Below are 18,575 nucleotides of genomic sequence, written 5' to 3'. Positions count from 1 at the left end.
CTTTCAAATCCCGATGTACTTCGGGACGCGTTATGTAATAGTTGTGTCTGGTTGCAACTACGTGTGAGCTTTCTATACTTAAGATATATGCCCTAGGCGTTTTTGAGTCCTGCCTCCGACGAGGAAGGAACGACCGAGAGGAAGGCACAAGGTGGCGGCTGATTGAGTAGGGTGGGAGCTTTAAAATCCTAGCGGGTTTGCCTTATAATCCTTTTGTGCTATGACTTGATGATGATGCTTGTACTGGCGATTGTCTGATTTTGAAGCGTAGCCATACGATTGCGGTAATAACCAAGTATGCTACTGCCTTTTGTGTAGCTTATTTTCTCGTGGTCTGCGAGCCCCTTGGGCAATCAGCCGCCACGTGTTTGTGTATGGTTAGTTGCGAATAAAAGCGCGAGAACTTTCCGATATATAAATGGAGTAAATTAGAAAAGATGGAACAAATGGAAAGTACAAAAGCAGCAATTTTATTTACACGATGTTAGGTGTATTTTTTATTCGGTTAATCTATTTTTTAAATCCATTCTTTCGTGTAATATTCTTATGATTTCAATTCTGTCTTCAGAAATTAAATCGTAAAATATTATATGTTTTCCAGATTCAAGACCGAGTAAATTGTCAATTACTCCAAAATATTCTTTTCCTACATCAGGATTATCACCTATTCCTTTACAAGCAAGCTTGATTGTTGCATAATATTTGTCAGCTTGTTTTTCCGACCATTTTTCGTAAGTATAGTTCCAAATGTCATTTAAGTCATCTATGGCTTCTTGTCTTAAAACAACTTTAGCCATTCTTTCTTTTTTCAGCTTTTAATCTTTGTAGGTTTTCTTCAAAGTCGAAATCTTCCACTATTGGACTATTCAGTCCTTCTTGGATAGCATTTCTTAAAGCAATCATTTTGCTTTCTTCATTTTCCAAAAGTCGAAGTCCAGCACGAATTACCTCGCTCACATTTTTATATCTTCCAACAGAAACTTGTGAACTCACAAATTGGTCAAAATAATTTCCAAGTGATATAGACGTATTTTTCATATTTTAATAATTTACTCAAAATTACCAATTTTTGGTAAAAACTCCAAATTTATCTCGATTTTGAAATTACACCTAACCGACCACTACATAAAGCGAGTGCGGCTCCCGATAGCTTGCGGGATTGCTGGTTTGCTTTACTTTGTGGTCTTGATTTGTTTGGACTAAATATACAATGAATTTTGGATTTGTACGCCGCGCATAGAGCTTTCAAACCTGCCTCCGACGAGCGTAGCGAGAGGAAGGAACAAAGTGGCGGCTGATTGAGTAGGGTGGGAGCTTTAAAATCCTAGCGGGTTTGCTCTATGATCCTTTTTTGCTATGTCTTTGTGATGGTGCTTATACTGGCGGTTGTGTGATTTTGAAGCGTAGCCATACGATTGCGGTAATCACCAAGTATGCTACTGCCTTTTGTGTAGCTTATTTTCTCGTAGTCTGCGAGCCCCTTGGGCAATCAGCCGCCACGGTCTTGTATAAGAATAGTAGCGAATTAAAATGCACTAATTTTCGGTTATACACAGACACCTTATTTATATTTACATACTTTCGTTTTAGCAATAAAATCGCTATTATTCTTATACATTGTTGTAGCACGCTATTTACATTCGGACATACTTTCCCGATTCGGTTTTAATATGAAGTAGTTGTATGTTGTTTATTTTTTGTAATTCTTCTAATTGCTCTTTATTTAATCTATTTTCCCTTAATTTAAAATGAAAATTGTCAATTGAAAACACTTTCGATGCGAATAGTTTTTTTAAAGACTCAAAAGAAGTAAATTCATCATCTTCTAAATCTCCAAAATGGTCAAATGGTTCAGCATAATCTAAAGATGTAAGATTAGTTATGTTTGTAGAGTTTGCTAAATTTTCAATAAAATTTTGATGTCCATAACCTGCCTGAATAGTAAGATGTCTAATGTTAGGATTTTGAATCTTGAAAAATTCTTCATTAGGTGCAGATGGAAGTTTTAGTTCTTCTATTTTTGGCATTTTCGCTGTCAACTTTGCTATCATTCCATTCTCCTCTCCATATTCACCAATAACACTCTGATTATGATCTCCAACTTCAGTCAATGCTACTTTGAAAATTTTTAAATTATCAAAAATTACATTTGAGTTAATTATTCTGCTAAAGTTCCAATCTCTTGTCCCATTTGCTCCAGCATCTGGGCCAGAAAATATCAAAGAGATTACCTTATCCGGATTTTCAATTAAGAAATCTTGAAAAGCACAAAACCCAAAATTAAATCCTCCTGGTTCAAATTGAGATGAATGAATACTAAAATCATCATCATAACCTTCGCCATAAAATATAATCTCATAAAATTCTCCAATTTTTGAAAAACTTATTCTTGGGGAAAAGCCTAAATTATATTGAAATTCAGAAGAATTATGATAGTTGTAGATTTTATTTTGTAATTCAATTAATTTTTCTGTCATTTATTCAGTTGGTTTTAATGTGCTACAACAGGCCACTACATAAAGCGAGTGCGGCATTTTGCTGGATAGCCTGTATTTTGTTTTTTAATTGATTGTCTAAATATACACTTATTTGTGGATCTGTCGCCGCGCATAGAGCTTTCAAATCCCGATGTACTTCGGGACGCGTTATGTAATAGTTGTGGCTGGTTGCAACTACGTGTGAGCTTTCTATAACTAAGATGTATGCCCTAGGCATTTTTGAGTCCTGCCTCCGACGAGGAAGGAACGACCGAGAGGAAGGCACAAGGTGGCGGCTGATTGAGTAGGGTGGGAGCTTTAAAATCCTAGCGGATTTACTCTATGATGATTCTGTACAAGAACCTTGATTATAGCTCTTAAAATCGCTCTAAAACCGATTTTGAAGCGTAGCCATACGATTGCGGTAATGACCAAGTATGCAACTGCCTTTTGTGTGGCTTATTTTATCGTGGTCTGCGAGCCCCTTAGGCAATCAGCCGCCACGGTCTCGTATAACCGTCAGTTACGGGTTAATATGCGTTAATTTTCGGTTTAGCACTGACGTTAGCAATTCCGAGTGGATTCGGACGTAGTCGAATCCGCCGTAATTGCGGTTATACATTGTTACCAAACGTACTTTTTTATAGTGTTCCTCCATCTGGCCAGTTTTTCCAATGATTATTCGGTTCATTAGTTGGTTTGTAGAATTCCGTTTTTCCAGTTTCCAATACTTTGGCTATCTGTTTAAAAGTTTCATTTTTACTTGGAAGTTCCGAGTCAGCACATTCTGGATGATACCATTCAGTCAGCTCCATAATTTTTGGTAAATCCGATGGAATTCGTTCCCTTATTTCCTTTTCAGTTGCCTCTAATTCATTGTTGTATTCAGGCTCTAAACCTCTCATAAATTCCCAAACGAAAATTTTGTCTTCCTCTTCGAGTTCAATTCCTTTATTCAGATAAAATTCTCTGTTGTGATTAATACTCAATTCTTTTCCACGTAAAAGCATTGTTTTTGCTTTTGGGTTTAGACTTTCCAAATATTCTTCGTCAAAAGTCGAATTGTCCGCACTATTATCTGTTATGTATAAAAAGTTTGCGTTGTCAGTTCCAGGCTTTGTGTCTATGCAGTTACCAAAAATGTGTAAGCAATTGGAAATTCCGTCGTGTCCTCCGCCACGATAATTAAATCCGATTACTTCAATGATTAAAGCCCATCGTTTTTCATCTCGGTAAGCACTCATTTTTGTGTGAATCGGATAAACGTAGCCATTGTCCAACATAGGAAAGGTAAAATCTTCAGCACATTTGTCAAGTTGCCTTAGTATTTCCTTTGCTGAATAGTCCTGTTTCTTATTAAATCCGAAGATGTTCATTCGTACGTTTGGTAACAGGCCACTACATAAAGCGAGTGCGGCATTTTGCTGGTTAGCCTGTATTTATTTGTTTTTTAATTGATTGTCTAAATATACACTTATTTGTGGATCTGTCGCCGCGCATAGAGCTTTCAAATCCCGATGTACTTCGGGACGCGTTATGTAATAGTTGTGGCTGGTTGCAACTACGTGTGAGCTTTCTATAACTAAGATATATGCCCTAGGCATTTTTGAGTCTTGCCTCCGACGAGGAAGGCACAAAGTGGCGGCTGATTGAGTAGGGCGGGAGCTTTAAAATCCTAGCGGATTTGCTCTATGATCCATCTGTGGCAAATCCTTGATTGTAGCTCTTACAATCGCTCTAAAGCCGATTTTGAAGCGTAGCCATACGATTGCGGTAATAACCAAGTATGCTACTGCCTTTTGTGTGGCTTATTTTATCGTGGTCTGCGAGCCCCTTGGGCAATCAGCCGCCACGGCTCCGTATATGAAAAGTAGCGCTGAAAATAAGCGGTTTCTTTTCGGATTAAACACAATCCGAATTTTTAAATTTTACTATTTATCTTTTTATTGGAAATCGTCAAATTTAAAAATTTGGCGACTTTCCAAAAATGCCCAAACCATATTGTTAACAATGACTTGCGCTATTTTTTATATACAATGTTGCCACACGTTTTTATTCCAGTTGGTATATTTTTCTCAATTCTAATGTATCTAAACTTCGGCTTTTCATCAGCATTTTCATTATCGTGTCCGATTCAAAATATATTTTAGTTCCACCACCTGCAACATCGCCCCGCATAAAATCAATTCCGTTTTTTTCTGTTATTCGATAATTATAGTCAACAATAGAATCCAAATAGTTTTCTAAATAGAAAGTTGCGGTTCCGTCAGAACTTATTTGCATTGTGAATTTTTCAAACTTTCCCGAATAATTTACTAATTCGATTGGTAATTTCGATTTACTTAATTTCCACCAGCCAAGTGCTTTATTTCTGATTGAGTCAATTTTCAAATATTTCTTTAACTCATCTTTGTAATTGCCATAGTGCCTTTTTTCGTAAGTGTTCGTGAAGTCGCCGAAGAAATTATAGTGATTTTCAATCTCAATTCTATTAGTGTCAATTTTTTTCAATCCATACTTGAAGTCTCTTTCGTTGACGAGTGAGTCTTCTTTCGATAAATATCCTTTCTCAATTAATCCACCACCATTTCTTGTTGAAAATTTAAAATAAGAACTGTCTTTTAAAATAATAATTCTGTGGTCTTTTATATAATCGTCGGTTGAAGATTGAAACCTCCAAGTTCCATATAATTCCATTTTTCCCAAATCAGTTTCTTTATTTGTCGAATCGGGCTTGCAACTTGCAAAAAGGAAAATTAAAATAATGGTTCTAATGTATTTCACGGATTTTTTTTTTAAATGTGTGGCAACAGGCCACTACATAAAGCGAGTGCGGCATTTTGCTGGATAGCCTGTTTTCTTGTTTTTTAATTGATTGTCTAAATATACACTTATTTGTGGATCTGTCGCCGCGCATAGAGCTTTCAAACCTGCCTCCGACGAGCGTAGCGAGAGGAAGGCATAAGTGAGCGATGTAATCGTTGTGTCTGGTTGCAACTACGTGTGAGCTTTCTATACTTAAGATATATGCCCTAGGCATTTTTGAGTCCTGCCTCCGACGAGGAAGGAACGACCGAGAGGAAGGCACAAGGTGGCGGCTGATTGAGTAGGGTGGGAGCTTTAAAATCCTAGCGGGTTTGCCTTATGATCTTTTTGTGCTATGCCTTGGTGACGGTGCTTATACTGGCGGTTATGTGATTTTGAAGCGTAGCCATACGATTGCGGTAATAACCAAGTATGCAACTGCCTTTTGTGTAGCTTATTTTATCGTGGTCTGCGAGCCCCTTGGGCAATCAGCCGCCACGGTCTTGTATATGAAAAGTAGCGGATATTTAGGCTCTAACTTTTCGGATTATGACTGACCTTAATTTATTCATTTTCCTTTGATTAAGCGATTAAATCGCTATTTTTTATATACGTTGTTGTACACAGTTATTTGTTCAATAGTTGGTTCATTTTTACTGTTCCCTTTTTTGGATTAGCATTATCACAAAATATTTCCCATTCCAAATAATTTTCGTCATCAAAAGGATGATTTCCAATCTTTATTTCAGTTAATTTAAATCTACGATTCGGCAAAATAGGTTCATATCTTGATGGACCATATTTTTCAGACACTTGCATTAAGCCTGTAAATTCGACATCTAAAACATCTCTTATTGTATTATCTAAATTGTATGTTTCAAAGGTCATTTTATTAAAAGGACTATATTCATTTCCTTCAATAATCTGTTTTGGTATTTTAAAATCTACGTTTAAGTATTTTGCAAGAATTCTACCAATATTTACAGCATAAACTACCAAAGTTGAATGTCTATCTTTGAGTTCAAAATCCAATTCTATTTCAGGATTTTTTGCTCGATTTAAAATGTCCCTTATTTCATAATCGTACATCGAAGTTGATTGAAAATTATACCTCTTGTAATATTTTTTATCAAATGCTTGATGTGCAGTATTACTTTTTTTAATATCCACAACATAAACAACTTGTTCATTATTAATTTCAATCGGATGAATTTTGAAATCACTTATTCGCGGCCGAATTTTATCTTGGATTATTTGCTCCAACCATTCTTTCGTAAAGTCTTTTCTATTGATTGGGTCAATTTTTTCGGGTAGATGTTTATTTACTTTATCTTCTTTTATTCCATAGATTAAAATTCCACCATCAGAATTCGCAAATGCACTTACATCTTTAGAAATTTCAGTTGTTTTATTGTTTTGCTTGTCAAGAGAACCTGCTGCTTTATAATCAAGGTTTAAATTTTCCTCAACTTTATTTTCTATTAAAGAATTTAGATAGTCAATATTATATTCTGTCAATTTATTTGTTGATTTTATATTATCGTTATCACGAATGGTAGTTCATTATCACCATTCATAATAGGGTTTTGTTTTCCTTCAGTCAGTTCAATAACTTGTTTTTTTGCTAATTCAAATATTTTGTTTGCATCAACAATGCGTTCTCTATAATACTCGTGAACGTAAATTGCAATGTCAATCATTAATTTGAGAAATAAATATCCGTAAGCACTTTCGTCAATACTTGCTGCGAATAAGTATATCGTTCCATTTTCCGATTTAGCAAGTGCACTGTCAAATTTTTCACGGGATTCTTCCTTTGTCAAAGGTCGTTTAACAACTCCTCCATAAGCATATTTTGGGATTAATCTATTCAATCTTTTAATGTCAAGTTCAAAGTCAATTACATTTCTACAAGTTTCCAAAATATGCAATTGCTTTTTACATTCAAATTGTATTTGTCCAGGTTGTATGAAAGTATCTTTTTGTAGTTGAAAAATTTGAGTCCCATCTTTATTTGCTCCGTGTCCGATTAGTAATACAATCAAGTAATCAAGTTCATTTAGAATATTTAAATTCTGTAAGACTTTAACTTCTGGCTCTTCCAGTACATTTATTTCTGTATCAAAATCGAAAACTCCTCCAGCGTTACTACAAAAGAAATCAATATAGAGTTGAACAATTTTTCTATCATTAATCAACTCTATATCAGTTTTGCTATATCCTTTTATGATTAGAACTGACTTTTTCATAATTGTGTACAACAGGCCACTACATAAAGCGAGTGCGGCATTTTGCTGGTTAGCCTGTTTTCTTGTTTTTTAATTGATTGTCTAAATATACAATGAATTTTGGATCTGTCGCCGCGCATAGAGCTTTCAAAAATGTCGTATTCGCGTTATGTAATCGTTGTGTCTGGTTGCAACTACGTGTGAGCTTTCTATAATTGAGATGTATGCCCTAGGCATTTTTGAGTAGTGGCCTGTGGCGGCTGATTGAGTAGGGTGGGAGCTTTAAAATCCTAGCGGTTTTGCCTTATGATCCTTTTGTGCTATGACTTGATGATGATGCTTGTACTGGCGGTTATGTGATTTTGAAGCGTAGCCATACGATTGCGGTTATAACCAAGTATGCAACTGCCTTTTGTGTAGCTTATATTATCGTGGTCTACGAGCCCCTAGGGCAATCAGCCGCCACGGTCTTGTGTATGAAACGTAGCGTGTAAAAAGACACTAAGTTTTGGGTTAACACAGAGCCGAATTTTTATATTTTGTTTTTAACTTATCATTCTTAAAAGCCAAATTTAAAAATTTGGCGGTCTTTGCAAATAAGCAAAAGCCTTTCGGTTTATCACTTATTAGCTATGTTTTATACACGTTGTTGCCACACGTTTTTTATTCAGCTGTTTGTTTTTCCAATATTTTTTGTCTGAACCTTGAGATAAAACCAACAACCTTTCTTTTTTCAGTCGTCCATTTCCCTTTATATCTTTTATTACCTCTATCATAATCGTGCTGCAATTCACCACCCAAATCCGCCAGATAAATATCCAAGTCCATTTTAAGTGAATGGAGCCAAGGGTCAAACTCATTATTTTGTTCTCTAATCTGTTTTACTAAACTTAAAAGAGTATTTCCAGCTCGTTCCAAACTGTATATACTTGGTGTTTTTAAAAACTCGCCATCAAATAGCTCTTTTTTAATAGGTTTTAATTTCTCGTCAAAATCCTCAATTGTTATACTCATAGCGTTCTATTTTAGATAGGGTAAAGATATGAAAAATATCAATATGATAGTTTTTGTCTATTACAATATTATAATCTATACGTAAAAACTATTTATCCCCTTGATGTGGAAGAGCCACTTTTAAACAGAACTTTATTCGGGACGTTGTTTCATTAGTCAAATTTTCTGAAGTTGAGGCACCCAAATTCAGAACTTGAATTTTAAGTCCGCCACCAATTTTGCTGTTTTCTTCATTAGAAGCAGTTACAGCAACGTCAAAATCCACAGTTGTTAAATGTCTTCTACCATCTTTACCATCCTTTCTCCAAATAGAAGTCGTTTGGTCGTGGTCTTCTATTTGTTCCATTATTACTGGATTAATTATTGCTCCATTCGATTCAGCGAATTCCTTTGTATCATTAACAGACTTAATAATCGATTTCAAGGTTGTGGTAATAAATTGGTCTAATTCCATATGTTTTTCTCAAATGTGTGGCAACAGGCCACTACATAAAGCGAGTGCGGCATTTTGCTGGTTAGCCTGTATTTATTTGTTTTTTAATTGATTGTCTAAATATACACTTATTTGTGGATCTGTCGCCGCGCATAGAGCTTTCAAAAATGTCGTATTCGCGTTATGTAATAGTTGTGTCTGGTTGCAACTACGTGTGAGCTTTCTATGCTTAAGATGTATGCCCTAGGCATTTTTGAGTCTTGCCTCCGACGAGGAAGGAACGACCGAGAGGAAGGCACAAAGTGGCGGCTGATTGAGTAGCGTAGCCATACGATTGCGGTAATGACCAAGTATGCAACTGCCTTTTGTGTGGCTTATTTTATCGTGGTCTGCGAGCCCCTTGGGCAATCAGCCGCCACGTGTTTGTGTATGATTTCGTTGCGTGTTTCAGCAACTAATTTAGCAAATACAAACCGAATAGAAAATCCGCGAGGATTTTCGTAAGTAGGCGAGTACTAGCAATGAATTATACACGGTGTTATACCACGTTTAATTTCGCTAGTGCTATTACAATTGTTTCATTTATTTTATCAACTGTCTCTACATTCGCTAATCCTGAATTCTCTTCAAAAGTTATACGTGCTCTACCTGTTTGTTGGCTAACAGCAACGTCAGTAAAAGGAATATAACTTTTAACAATTCCGACTAGACTTGCTCTACTATAAGCTGTTGTTCCATTTATTGCAGCTAATTCAGGCTTAATAACCACAGGTCCACCACTATTTCCGGGAAATACTAATGAGTCAACTGTAAATGATTTACTTCTATCTTCAAATAAATCTCTTATTCTAGCAATTATTCCACTTCTTACAATCACGTGTTGTCTATCTGTTGGCATCATACCCATTGGAAAACCTAGGACATATAAAAAATCTCCTTCACTAATTTGCTTATCAATCATATCTTGTTTCAGAAGAATATCGTTATCAGAGCGAAAGTAAGAGCATTTCATTCCAGCGTCTATTAGAACTTGAGAATTTATTGGAATAACAGCTACGTCTACGTCTGGTTCTGGATGTCCAGTCCAAATTAAACTTCCATCGGGATTTTTCAAATTTACTGGATAGTCAGTTGCAGCTTGACCGTTTTGAGGATTGAATCTTAAGATAATATTTTCTTGACCATTTAAAACGTGTTTGTTCGTTATTAAATGAGTTTTATAATCATTAGTTGTTGGGTCTTCTTCATTAACTTGTTGGAAAGTAGCATAAAGAAACCCAGTTCCTATCCAATGCTTTTTGACAGATGTTCCTTGTGTAGTTTGTCTTCCAATTGCAACTACTGTATCGATAAAAAATGGTGGTATTAATGCCATAGGTTTTTCTAAAATGTGGTATAACAGGCCACTACATAAAGCGAGTGCGGCATTTTGCTGGTTAGCCTGTATTTATTTGTTTTTTAATTGATTGTCTAAATATACACTTATTTGTGGATCTGTCGCCGCGCATAGAGCTTTCAAAAATGTCGTATTCGCGTTATGTAATCGTTGTGTCTGGTTGCAACTACGTGTGAGCTTTCTATGCTTAAGATGTATGCCCTAGGCATTTTTGAGTCTTGCCTCCGACGAGGAAGGAACGACCGAGAGGAAGGCACAAAGTGGCGGCTGATTGAGTAGGGTGGGAGCTTTAAAATCCTAGCGGGTTTGCCTTATAATCCTTTTGTGCTATGACTTGATGATGATGCTTGTACTGGCGGTTATGTGATTTTGAAGCGTAGCCATACGATTGCGGTAATGACCAAGTATGCAACTGCCTTTTGTGTGGCTTATTTTATCGTGGTCTGCGAGCCCCTTGGGCAATCAGCCGCCACGGACTTGTGTATGAAACGTAGCGTGTAAAAAGACACTAACTTATCGGTTTAACACAGAGCCGAATTTTTATATTTTGTTTTTAATTTTTCTATTATAAAAGCCAAATTTAAAAAATTGGCGGTCTTTGTAAGTAAGTACAAACCTTTTGATTTAGCACTTACTAGCTATGTTTTATACACCGTGTTGTGCCACGTTATATTTCGATATCCCAACTCCATTTTTTAATTCCTTTTTCAGTTAGTTTTTTTGTCATTTCTTCATCCGTCCAATGCATAATATTTGTGTATTCAATTGACTTAGATTTCATTATAATTCTTACCGATTGCTCAATAAGGTTTTTTCGTTCAGAAGCTTTTGAATTTTCCGCAAATGATAATTGAAGAAGTTTTAGGTTTTGAATTTCTCCAATTGATTTTATATTCTGAAGCCTTAAGTTATTATGAATGTGAATGCTTTTCAGTTTTGTAAGCTTAGATAGATTCGGAATTTCTTCCATTTTTGACATTCCCTCGAATTCAATCTTCTCTAAATTCTCTAATGAATTCAAAAAATCAAAATTCGGTATTTGCCTAACACGACTAAATTCTATTGATTTTAATTGTTTTAGTTTAGTAATAGATTCAAGATTTTTATAACTACCAAAAAGTAAATTGAGTTCTTCTAGATTATTTAATTCGGATATAAAATCAAGATTATCCATTTTCACACCTCTAAAGGTCAGAACTTTTAACTTTTTTAAGTGTTTAACATTTTCCAATCCTTTTTTCATTCCATCAATATAAAGTGATTCCAAGTCTTTAAATTCTTTTATGAATGAAAGGTCAACTGCTGTTGATTTAGTTTCTTCAATTCCGAAATGTGTTAGTTTGGTGTTGGAAAGAAGTGCTGAATAGTCTTTTGTGTTAAATGATGCAATCGAGAATTTTCTAATATTAGGTATTTCTTTATAAAAAGATAAATCTTGTGTTTCATACCACAAAACACGAAGTCTAATATCCGGATATTGTTTGTAAAACTCATTAAGCGTTTCCCAAGTTTGTTTTTTGGGGTTTTGAAATTGATATAGCTGTAAAGAATGAATATTATCCTCAGCTATTATTTTGGGGATATCAGATTTTTTTATGTCAGAATGGATGTTAATGTTTCCACTATAGTTTTTCCATTTCTCTTTTTGACTAAATATTCCCATTCAATTCTAGGTTTTTTCTAATGTGGCACAACGTGTTTGTGTAAGATTAGTTGCGTGTTTAAGTAACTAATTTAGCAAATAAAAACCGAATAGAATATTCCGCAGGAATATTCGTAAGTAGGCTAGAACTAGCAATTAATTTTACACGATGTTAGCCACTGGTTTTATTCCGTTTTTTTATTATTCCGCTTATTATATTAATCGGAAATATAATTTGTCCAAAAATCACAACAGCAGAAATTAAATAAATTACCGTTGTCAAGTTTTCATTAAAATCATATTCCATAATGGATTTTCTGAAAAATTCGTTTAAAATCAGAATCAGAAAAATTCCGCCAAAAGTCAGCGCAACGTGAATTAAATTCAGACGTTTAGAGAGGTTTCCGTTCACTTTTTTCACAATCCAATAAATCAGTCCAATTATGCCGAAAAGAATTGAAATCAGCGTTGCAAAATGGTAATTACTCATCACAAAATATGTGTCGTGAATATTTATATCAATTCCTCCGTTTGCATTAAATCCGAGTATGAAAGTGATTACTGCAAATACAAGAAAAACTATATGTGGTCTTTTAGTTAATAGGTTCATTCAACTTGTGGCTAACAGGCCACTACATAAAGCGAGTGCGGCATTTTGCTGGTTAGCCTGTATTTATTTGTTTTTTAATTGATTGTCTAAATATACACTTATTTGTGGATCTGTCGCCGCGCATAGAGCTTTCAAAAATGTCGTATTCGCGTTATGTAATAGTTGTGTCTGGTTGCAACTACGTGTGAGCTTTCTATACTTAAGATATATGCCCTAGGCATTTTTGAGTAGTGGCCTGTGGCGGCTGATTGAGTAGGGTGGGAGCTTTAAAATCCTAGCGGGTTTGCCTTATAATCCTTTTGTGCTATGACTTGATGATGATGCTTGTACTGGCGGTTATGTGATTTTGAAGCGTAGCCATACGATTGCGGTAATGACCAAGTATGCAACTGCCTTTTGTGTGGCTTATTTTATCGTGGTCTGCGAGCCCCTTGGGCAATCAGCCGCCACCGGCTCAGTATATGAAAAGTAGCGCTGAAAATAAGCGATAACTTTTCGGATTAAACACAAGCCGAATTTTTAAATTTTACTATTTATCTTTTTACTTGGAAATCGTCAAATTTAAAAATTTGGCGACTTTCCAAATATGCCCAAACCTTAGTGTTAGCAATGACTTGCGCTATTTTTTATATACAATGTTGTAAGTAGTGCTTTTTTCATTCACTTACTTAATTTCAAAATCCGAAAGGCTCCTTGAATTACCAACACAAAAACGATTGTTCCGATAATCAAATCAGGTTTACTCGAACTCAACCAATTTACCAAAATTCCAGCAATTATTACTCCCAAATTGATAATCACGTCATTCGAGGTGAAAATCATACTCGCTTTCATATGTGCCTCTTCTTTACTCTTTGACTTTTGCAAAATGTAAAGACAAATTCCGTTTGCGATAAGTGCAAAAATAGAAACGATAATCATTGTCGAAAATTCGGGAAGTTTCTCGTCTCCGAAAAACCTTCTTAAAACTTCTACAAATCCAATAATCGCAAGTGTTATTTGAAAATATCCAGCAAGTTTGGCAATCCGTTTTTTCTTAATTAAAGTTCCGCCAACCGCAAACAAACTAATTCCGTAAACAAAACTGTCCGCAAGCATATCCAAACTGTCGGCAACAAGTCCCATTGATTTTGAGATAATTCCTGTCGTCATTTCGATAATGAAAAACGCAAAATTTATGGCAAGTACAGACCAAAGTAGTTTTTTCTGATTTTTGTTTTCTTTAAATTCTGTTTGGTCGGTTTGTTCTGTTGAGATTTTCTTTCCGCCCAAGTTCAGTTCGATAACTGACTTTTCGATTTGGTCAATTTCTCCGCTGTGAAAAACGGTCAATTTTCGATTCGGAATATCAAAGTTCAAATTCGCAATACTTGAAGTTCCGTCCAATTTCATTCGGATTAGATTTTCCTCTGAAGGACAGTCCATTTTGGTAATTTCAAATATTGTCTTTTTCACTCGGTTTTTGGGGTTTTCGGCATTACTTACAACAGGCCACTACATAAAGCGAGTGCGGCATTTTGCTGGTTAGCCTGTATTTATTTGTTTTTTAATTGATTGTCTAAATATACACTTATTTGTGGATCTGTCGCCGCGCATAGAGCTTTCAAAAATGTCGTATTCGCGTTATGTAATAGTTGTGTCTGGTTGCAACTACGTGTGAGCTTTCTATACTTAAGATATATGCCCTAGGCATTTTTGAGTAGTGGCCTGTGGCGGCTGATTGAGTAGGGTGGGAGCTTTAAAATCCTAGCGGGTTTGCCTTATAATCCTTTTGTGCTATGACTTGATGATGATGCTTGTACTGGCGGTTATGTGATTTTGAAGCGTAGCCATACGATTGCGGTAATGACCAAGTATGCAACTGCCTTTTGTGTGGCTTATTTTATCGTGGTCTGCGAGCCCCTTGGGCAATCAGCCGCCACGGTCTTGTGTATGAAACGTAGCGTGTAAAAAGACGCTGACTTTTCGGTTTAACACTTAGCCGAATTTTTATATTTTGTTTTTACTTTTCTTATTTTAAAAGCCAAATTTAAAAATTTGGCGGTCTTTGCAAATAAGTAAAATCCTCTCGGAAAGCCTATAGTAGCTATGTTTTATACACGTTGTTACCCACAGTTATTTATTCCCTTTTCTTGAACTTGCACCGGCTTTTACCTTTTCTTCAAGTACTAAAATCACTGTTTTTTTCAAATCTTCATAGTCAAAATCTTCCTCAAACCCGTAACGAAAAGTTGAGTGAGTTCCATTTTTATCCATTCCAAGTACATATTTCGGTCCACCTAACTCAATTGATATTGGTGAGTTTTCCGTTTGTATTCTAAATTCAATTTCTCCTTTTTTATTTACTACGTAAAAAAGATGTTTATAATAGAGTTCTCCTTCTTTAACAGCAAACCTTTCAAAGACTTGAATCAGTTTGTCGTTCCAGTCGAATTGGTCAAAACAAAACATTTCTGATAAATCATCTTTTAAAATTCCTTGTTCATAAGCTTGGTAGAGTTTTTGCCTTAAAGGTTTAGCTTTTTCATATTCTTTTCTGCCATAATAAATCTGAATGAGTTTTGCATAGGAATGAAAGTCATTTGGTGCTAATTCAATTAATTCCTTAAATGCAATTTCTGATTTGTTATAATTTTTATTTAGTAATTCGTAAAGTCCAATATTATAGAGTGCGTTTATATAGGAATCAGATTCTTTTGAGATAGTTTCTTTTGATTTATAAAATGCTTTTAAAGCTTTATCAGGTTGATTTAGTTCCGCATAGATTTGTGGAATCATAGTAAAAGGTCTGTCGATTGGCTCACTTTTTTCTGTAGCTGTTATATAAGCAGAAAGTGCCTTGTCATATTTTTCTTGGCTTACATAAGAGTCGCCTAATCCGCTGAAATAATTTGAGTTGCTCGAATCAAGTTTGATTGCTTTATTGAAAGATTCAATTGCTTTGTCGAATTGTTCCATATAATTTAAAGTCATTCCTTTAATAAAATATGCGTCTGGGTCAGTCTTATCTTTTTTGATAGACAAATCCATAATTTTTAGCACGTTATTGTCGTCAGCTTTCATATAGTAAGCCATTCCAACATAATAAATTGCTTTGGCTGGATATTCACTTACCTTTTCAGAATGCTCGGAAATAATCAAATCATATTTTTCTTCTCCGTAAGCTTTTTCTAATTCAGTCGTAATCTGTTCTTGAGCATAATTACTTAAGCTTAAAAGACAAATTATTAATGTTAGCAGGATTTTTTTCATAATTGTGGGTAACAGGCCACTACATAAAGCGAGTGCGGCATTTTGCTTGTTAGCCTGTATTTATTTGTTTTTTAATTGATTGTCTAAATATACACTTATTTGTGGATCTGTCGCCGCGCATAGAGCTTTCAAAAATGTCGTATTCGCGTTATGTAATCGTTGTGTCTGGTTGCAACTACGTGTGAGCTTTCTATACTTAAGATATATGCCCTAGGCATTTTTGAGTAGTGGCCTGTGGCGGCTGATTGAGTAGGGTGGGAGCTTTAAAATCCTAGCGGGTTTGCCTTATAATCCTTTTGTGCTATGCCTTGGTGATGGTGCTTGTACTGGCGGTTATGTGATTTTGAAGCGTAGCCATACGATTGCGGTAATGACCAAGTATGCAACTGCCTTTTGTGTAGCTTATTTTATCGTGGTCTGCGAGCCCCTTGGGCAATCAGCCGCCACGGTCTAGGCTATGAGTATTTGCGTGGGTTAGCACTAAACTTAGCAAGTACACACCAAACTGAAAATCCGCGAGGATTTTCAGAAGTAGGCGAGAACAAGCAATTACTTATAGCCATTGTTGTAAAACGTTTTTTATTCTTTCCATTCCTTAACAAAATTTTCTCCACCACCAGTTAATGTTAAGCTCGTGTTGTCATATCCACCACCAATTTTTAAAACTTTGTCAAGTCCATTATTGAATTTTAAGTTAACAGATTTATTATACATTTCAAATGTTCCTTTAAAACTTTTTCCTTCTCCATTTTCAAAAAGAAATGTACCGTTTTCATTAAAACGCACTTTTCGAACAGCATAGTTTGATGTCCACCAATTCCCAATTAAATTGCTTTTGGAATAAGATTTTAAGTCATAATCTTTTTCGGTGGTTAAATCAGTCATTTTAGAATAGAGTTTTTGTTTTCCATTATTAAGCAACTTTAGAAAAATTCCCATTGACTCGGCAGTTTCTCCCATAAAATTATTTTCTATAATATAATTCCATTCGCCACTTTTGAATATGTAATGAAAACCACCACCAGTACCTTGTCGTTCTACTTTTCCGTCATATAGAATTAGATTTGGCTCATCAGAAGTAGATTTTGGTTTATTCCACGAAATGTATCGTAAATCTCCATTTTTAAGATTATCAACTTTAATAGTGAATTTTTTATTTTCACAATGAATTATATTGTTTTTAACCTCTGAATTTAGTTTTAATATCTGCTCTTTGACTTCAAGTTCTTTAGTCTTTGATTCAAGGTCATTTTCTTTCTGCGTTAATTCAGTTTCTTTCTGATTCAGATTATTTTCTTTTTCCGAATTTTTGCACGAAAAAAAGGCAATTAGTATTACTAAACTTAAGATTTTTCTCATTGTTTGGTCAAATGTTTTACAACAGGCCACTACATAAAGCGAGTGCGGCATTTTGCTGGTTAGCCTGTATTTATTTGTTTTTTAATTGATTGTCTAAATATACACTTATTTGTGGATCTGTCGCCGCGCATAGAGCTTTCAAAAATGTCGTATTCGCGTTATGTAATAGTTGTGTCTGGTTGCAACTACGTGTGAGCTTTCTATACTTAAGATATATGCCCTTTAGACATTTTTGAGTAGTGGCCTGTGGCGGCTGATTGAGTAGGGTGGGAGCTTTAAAATCCTAGCGGGTTTGCCTTATAATCCTTTTGTGCTATGACTTGATGATGATGCTTGTACTGGCGGTTATGTGATTTTGAAGCGTAGCCATACGATTGCGGTAATGACCAAGTATGCAACTGCCTTTTGTGTGGCTTATTTTATCGTGGTCTGCGAGCCCCTTGGGCAATCAGCCGCCACGGTCTCGGCTATGAGTAGTTGCGTGGGTTAGCACTTAACTTGGCAAGTACACACCAAGCTGAAAATCCGCGAGGATTTTCAGAAGTAGGCGAGAACAAGCAATTACTTATAGCCATTGTTATGTGCTGGCTTTTTTTAATTTATTTTCCATTCCGTAAATCAATTCTCGGAAGTTTTGAAATCCACCAAGATTTAATTTTTCTGGTTGCTTTTTGTCTCCAATTTGGAACATCACAATTCCGATTATTATTGGTAAAGTCAGCCACCAATTGAAATTCCAAATCGACCATATTCCAATCATTGCCAAAATTCCGATAAACATAATGTTTCGTCCAATCCGAGACAATTTATGTGATTTATATTCAAATTCAGACATTGTTCCTGGCGCAATTCTATTGACTTCATCAATTAAAATCCCACCATATTTTAGGAAAAAAGGATTGATTTCAGAACTCGGTTTTAATTCAGTCGTGTCAGCTCCTTTTTCAGTCAGATTTTGTTTTAATGTTCTAAATATTGATGCGGTTTGGCAATTTTGTCCCAATAATTTAATTGGTTCAATATTTTCTCTTTTTGCATATTTAGAAATGTAATCACAAAAGTCAGATACAGTTCTGTTATTCTCGTCTATTAAAATATTTTCTAATTCAGAAAGAGGTCTGTCTATTCTAAATTCTGTGTGATAGATTTTTGCTAATGTTTTTGGGTCAACCAAATCACACGCGTCTATCCACTCAAAGATTGAACTTTCAAAATCAAAATCCATTCCTTTAACAACAACTGGGTCAAATTCAATTTGAAATTGATATTGAGAAATCAACATTTGTAATATGTCGTCTTTACTGTATTTCATTGTTCAGCACGATGTTTGTTCAGCTTGCACATAACAGGCCACTACAT

The 18,575-nt window shown here is 35.3% G+C and carries 16 protein-coding genes; all 16 read right to left on the bottom strand.

The features are described from left to right. Positions 1 to 497 precede the first annotated feature (497 nt). The 16 genes from I597_RS12585 to I597_RS14940 all read right to left on the bottom strand — a co-directional run bounded on the left by I597_RS12585 (position 498) and on the right by I597_RS14940 (position 18,528). On the bottom strand, positions 498 to 797 hold the full coding sequence (locus I597_RS12585; RefSeq protein WP_035329219.1) for a type II toxin-antitoxin system RelE/ParE family toxin: 300 nt from the start codon (positions 795 to 797) through the stop codon (positions 498 to 500). Continuing rightward, positions 790 to 1,038, bottom strand: coding sequence for a type II toxin-antitoxin system ParD family antitoxin (locus I597_RS12580; protein ID WP_035329217.1), 249 nt, complete (start codon positions 1,036 to 1,038; stop codon positions 790 to 792). The genes I597_RS12585 and I597_RS12580 overlap by 8 nt, the downstream gene beginning before the upstream one ends. Positions 1,039 to 1,634: 596 nt before the next feature. Then, complete coding sequence (locus tag I597_RS12575) at positions 1,635 to 2,477, bottom strand: hypothetical protein (protein ID WP_052111626.1); 843 nt, start codon at positions 2,475 to 2,477, stop codon at positions 1,635 to 1,637. A gap of 641 nt (positions 2,478 to 3,118) precedes the next feature. Next, on the bottom strand, positions 3,119 to 3,853 hold the full coding sequence (locus tag I597_RS12570; RefSeq protein WP_035324469.1) for a DUF7003 family protein: 735 nt from the start codon (positions 3,851 to 3,853) through the stop codon (positions 3,119 to 3,121). Positions 3,854 to 4,529: 676 nt separating this feature from the next. Further along, positions 4,530 to 5,261: a hypothetical protein gene (locus I597_RS12565; protein ID WP_035324470.1), complete on the bottom strand. Its 732-nt coding sequence runs from the start codon at positions 5,259 to 5,261 to the stop codon at positions 4,530 to 4,532. Between the two features lie 648 nt (positions 5,262 to 5,909). Next, positions 5,910 to 6,800, bottom strand: coding sequence for an AlbA family DNA-binding domain-containing protein (locus I597_RS12560; protein ID WP_052111627.1), 891 nt, complete (start codon positions 6,798 to 6,800; stop codon positions 5,910 to 5,912). 14 nt (positions 6,801 to 6,814) lie between these two features. Further along, positions 6,815 to 7,531: a hypothetical protein gene (locus I597_RS12555; protein ID WP_035324471.1), complete on the bottom strand. Its 717-nt coding sequence runs from the start codon at positions 7,529 to 7,531 to the stop codon at positions 6,815 to 6,817. Between the two features lie 642 nt (positions 7,532 to 8,173). Continuing rightward, on the bottom strand, positions 8,174 to 8,524 hold the full coding sequence (locus tag I597_RS12550; protein ID WP_035324472.1) for a hypothetical protein: 351 nt from the start codon (positions 8,522 to 8,524) through the stop codon (positions 8,174 to 8,176). Positions 8,525 to 8,612: 88 nt separating this feature from the next. Further along, positions 8,613 to 8,978, bottom strand: a complete 366-nt coding sequence (locus I597_RS12545) for a hypothetical protein (protein WP_035324473.1) — start codon at positions 8,976 to 8,978, stop codon at positions 8,613 to 8,615. A 517-nt stretch (positions 8,979 to 9,495) separates the two neighbouring features. Then, positions 9,496 to 10,332: a S1 family peptidase gene (locus tag I597_RS12540; RefSeq protein ID WP_052111629.1), complete on the bottom strand. Its 837-nt coding sequence runs from the start codon at positions 10,330 to 10,332 to the stop codon at positions 9,496 to 9,498. A 688-nt stretch (positions 10,333 to 11,020) separates the two neighbouring features. Then, positions 11,021 to 12,016 (bottom strand): leucine-rich repeat domain-containing protein, encoded by a 996-nt coding sequence (locus I597_RS12535; protein WP_035324474.1) that lies wholly within the window; start codon positions 12,014 to 12,016, stop codon positions 11,021 to 11,023. Positions 12,017 to 12,167: 151 nt separating this feature from the next. Continuing rightward, on the bottom strand, positions 12,168 to 12,605 hold the full coding sequence (locus tag I597_RS12530) for a cbb3-type cytochrome c oxidase subunit I (RefSeq protein ID WP_035324475.1): 438 nt from the start codon (positions 12,603 to 12,605) through the stop codon (positions 12,168 to 12,170). Positions 12,606 to 13,265: 660 nt separating this feature from the next. Continuing rightward, entirely contained in the window at positions 13,266 to 14,060 is a 795-nt protein-coding gene (locus tag I597_RS12525) for a cation efflux transmembrane domain-containing protein (RefSeq protein ID WP_169741086.1), read from the bottom strand. A 660-nt stretch (positions 14,061 to 14,720) separates the two neighbouring features. Continuing rightward, complete coding sequence (locus tag I597_RS12520) at positions 14,721 to 15,857, bottom strand: tetratricopeptide repeat protein (RefSeq protein WP_035324476.1); 1,137 nt, start codon at positions 15,855 to 15,857, stop codon at positions 14,721 to 14,723. Between the two features lie 579 nt (positions 15,858 to 16,436). Then, entirely contained in the window at positions 16,437 to 17,216 is a 780-nt protein-coding gene (locus tag I597_RS12515; RefSeq protein ID WP_035324477.1) for a hypothetical protein, read from the bottom strand. Between the two features lie 577 nt (positions 17,217 to 17,793). After that, positions 17,794 to 18,528, bottom strand: coding sequence for a hypothetical protein (locus I597_RS14940; protein WP_035324478.1), 735 nt, complete (start codon positions 18,526 to 18,528; stop codon positions 17,794 to 17,796). Between the last annotated feature and the right edge of the window lie 47 nt (positions 18,529 to 18,575).

This window comes from Dokdonia donghaensis DSW-1, assembly GCF_001653755.1.
Classification (GTDB): domain Bacteria; phylum Bacteroidota; class Bacteroidia; order Flavobacteriales; family Flavobacteriaceae; genus Dokdonia; species Dokdonia donghaensis.
This window is presented reverse-complemented; position numbering and strand designations above follow the sequence as displayed.

Excerpts from the sequence above, each read along its gene's own strand:
- I597_RS12580 (WP_035329217.1), bottom strand. The coding sequence starts at position 1,038 with ATGAAAAATACGTCTATATCACTTGGAAATTATTTTGACCAATTTGTG.
- I597_RS12570 (WP_035324469.1), bottom strand. The coding sequence starts at position 3,853 with ATGAACATCTTCGGATTTAATAAGAAACAGGACTATTCAGCAAAGGAA.
- I597_RS12540 (WP_052111629.1), bottom strand. The coding sequence starts at position 10,332 with ATGGCATTAATACCACCATTTTTTATCGATACAGTAGTTGCAATTGGA.
- I597_RS14940 (WP_035324478.1), bottom strand. The coding sequence starts at position 18,528 with ATGAAATACAGTAAAGACGACATATTACAAATGTTGATTTCTCAATAT.
- I597_RS12585 (WP_035329219.1), bottom strand. The coding sequence starts at position 797 with ATGGCTAAAGTTGTTTTAAGACAAGAAGCCATAGATGACTTAAATGAC.
- I597_RS12550 (WP_035324472.1), bottom strand. The coding sequence starts at position 8,524 with ATGAGTATAACAATTGAGGATTTTGACGAGAAATTAAAACCTATTAAA.
- I597_RS12575 (WP_052111626.1), bottom strand. The coding sequence starts at position 2,477 with ATGACAGAAAAATTAATTGAATTACAAAATAAAATCTACAACTATCAT.
- I597_RS12545 (WP_035324473.1), bottom strand. The coding sequence starts at position 8,978 with ATGGAATTAGACCAATTTATTACCACAACCTTGAAATCGATTATTAAG.
- I597_RS12530 (WP_035324475.1), bottom strand. The coding sequence starts at position 12,605 with ATGAACCTATTAACTAAAAGACCACATATAGTTTTTCTTGTATTTGCA.
- I597_RS12520 (WP_035324476.1), bottom strand. The coding sequence starts at position 15,857 with ATGAAAAAAATCCTGCTAACATTAATAATTTGTCTTTTAAGCTTAAGT.
- I597_RS12515 (WP_035324477.1), bottom strand. The coding sequence starts at position 17,216 with ATGAGAAAAATCTTAAGTTTAGTAATACTAATTGCCTTTTTTTCGTGC.
- I597_RS12535 (WP_035324474.1), bottom strand. The coding sequence starts at position 12,016 with ATGGGAATATTTAGTCAAAAAGAGAAATGGAAAAACTATAGTGGAAAC.
- I597_RS12555 (WP_035324471.1), bottom strand. The coding sequence starts at position 7,531 with ATGAAAAAGTCAGTTCTAATCATAAAAGGATATAGCAAAACTGATATA.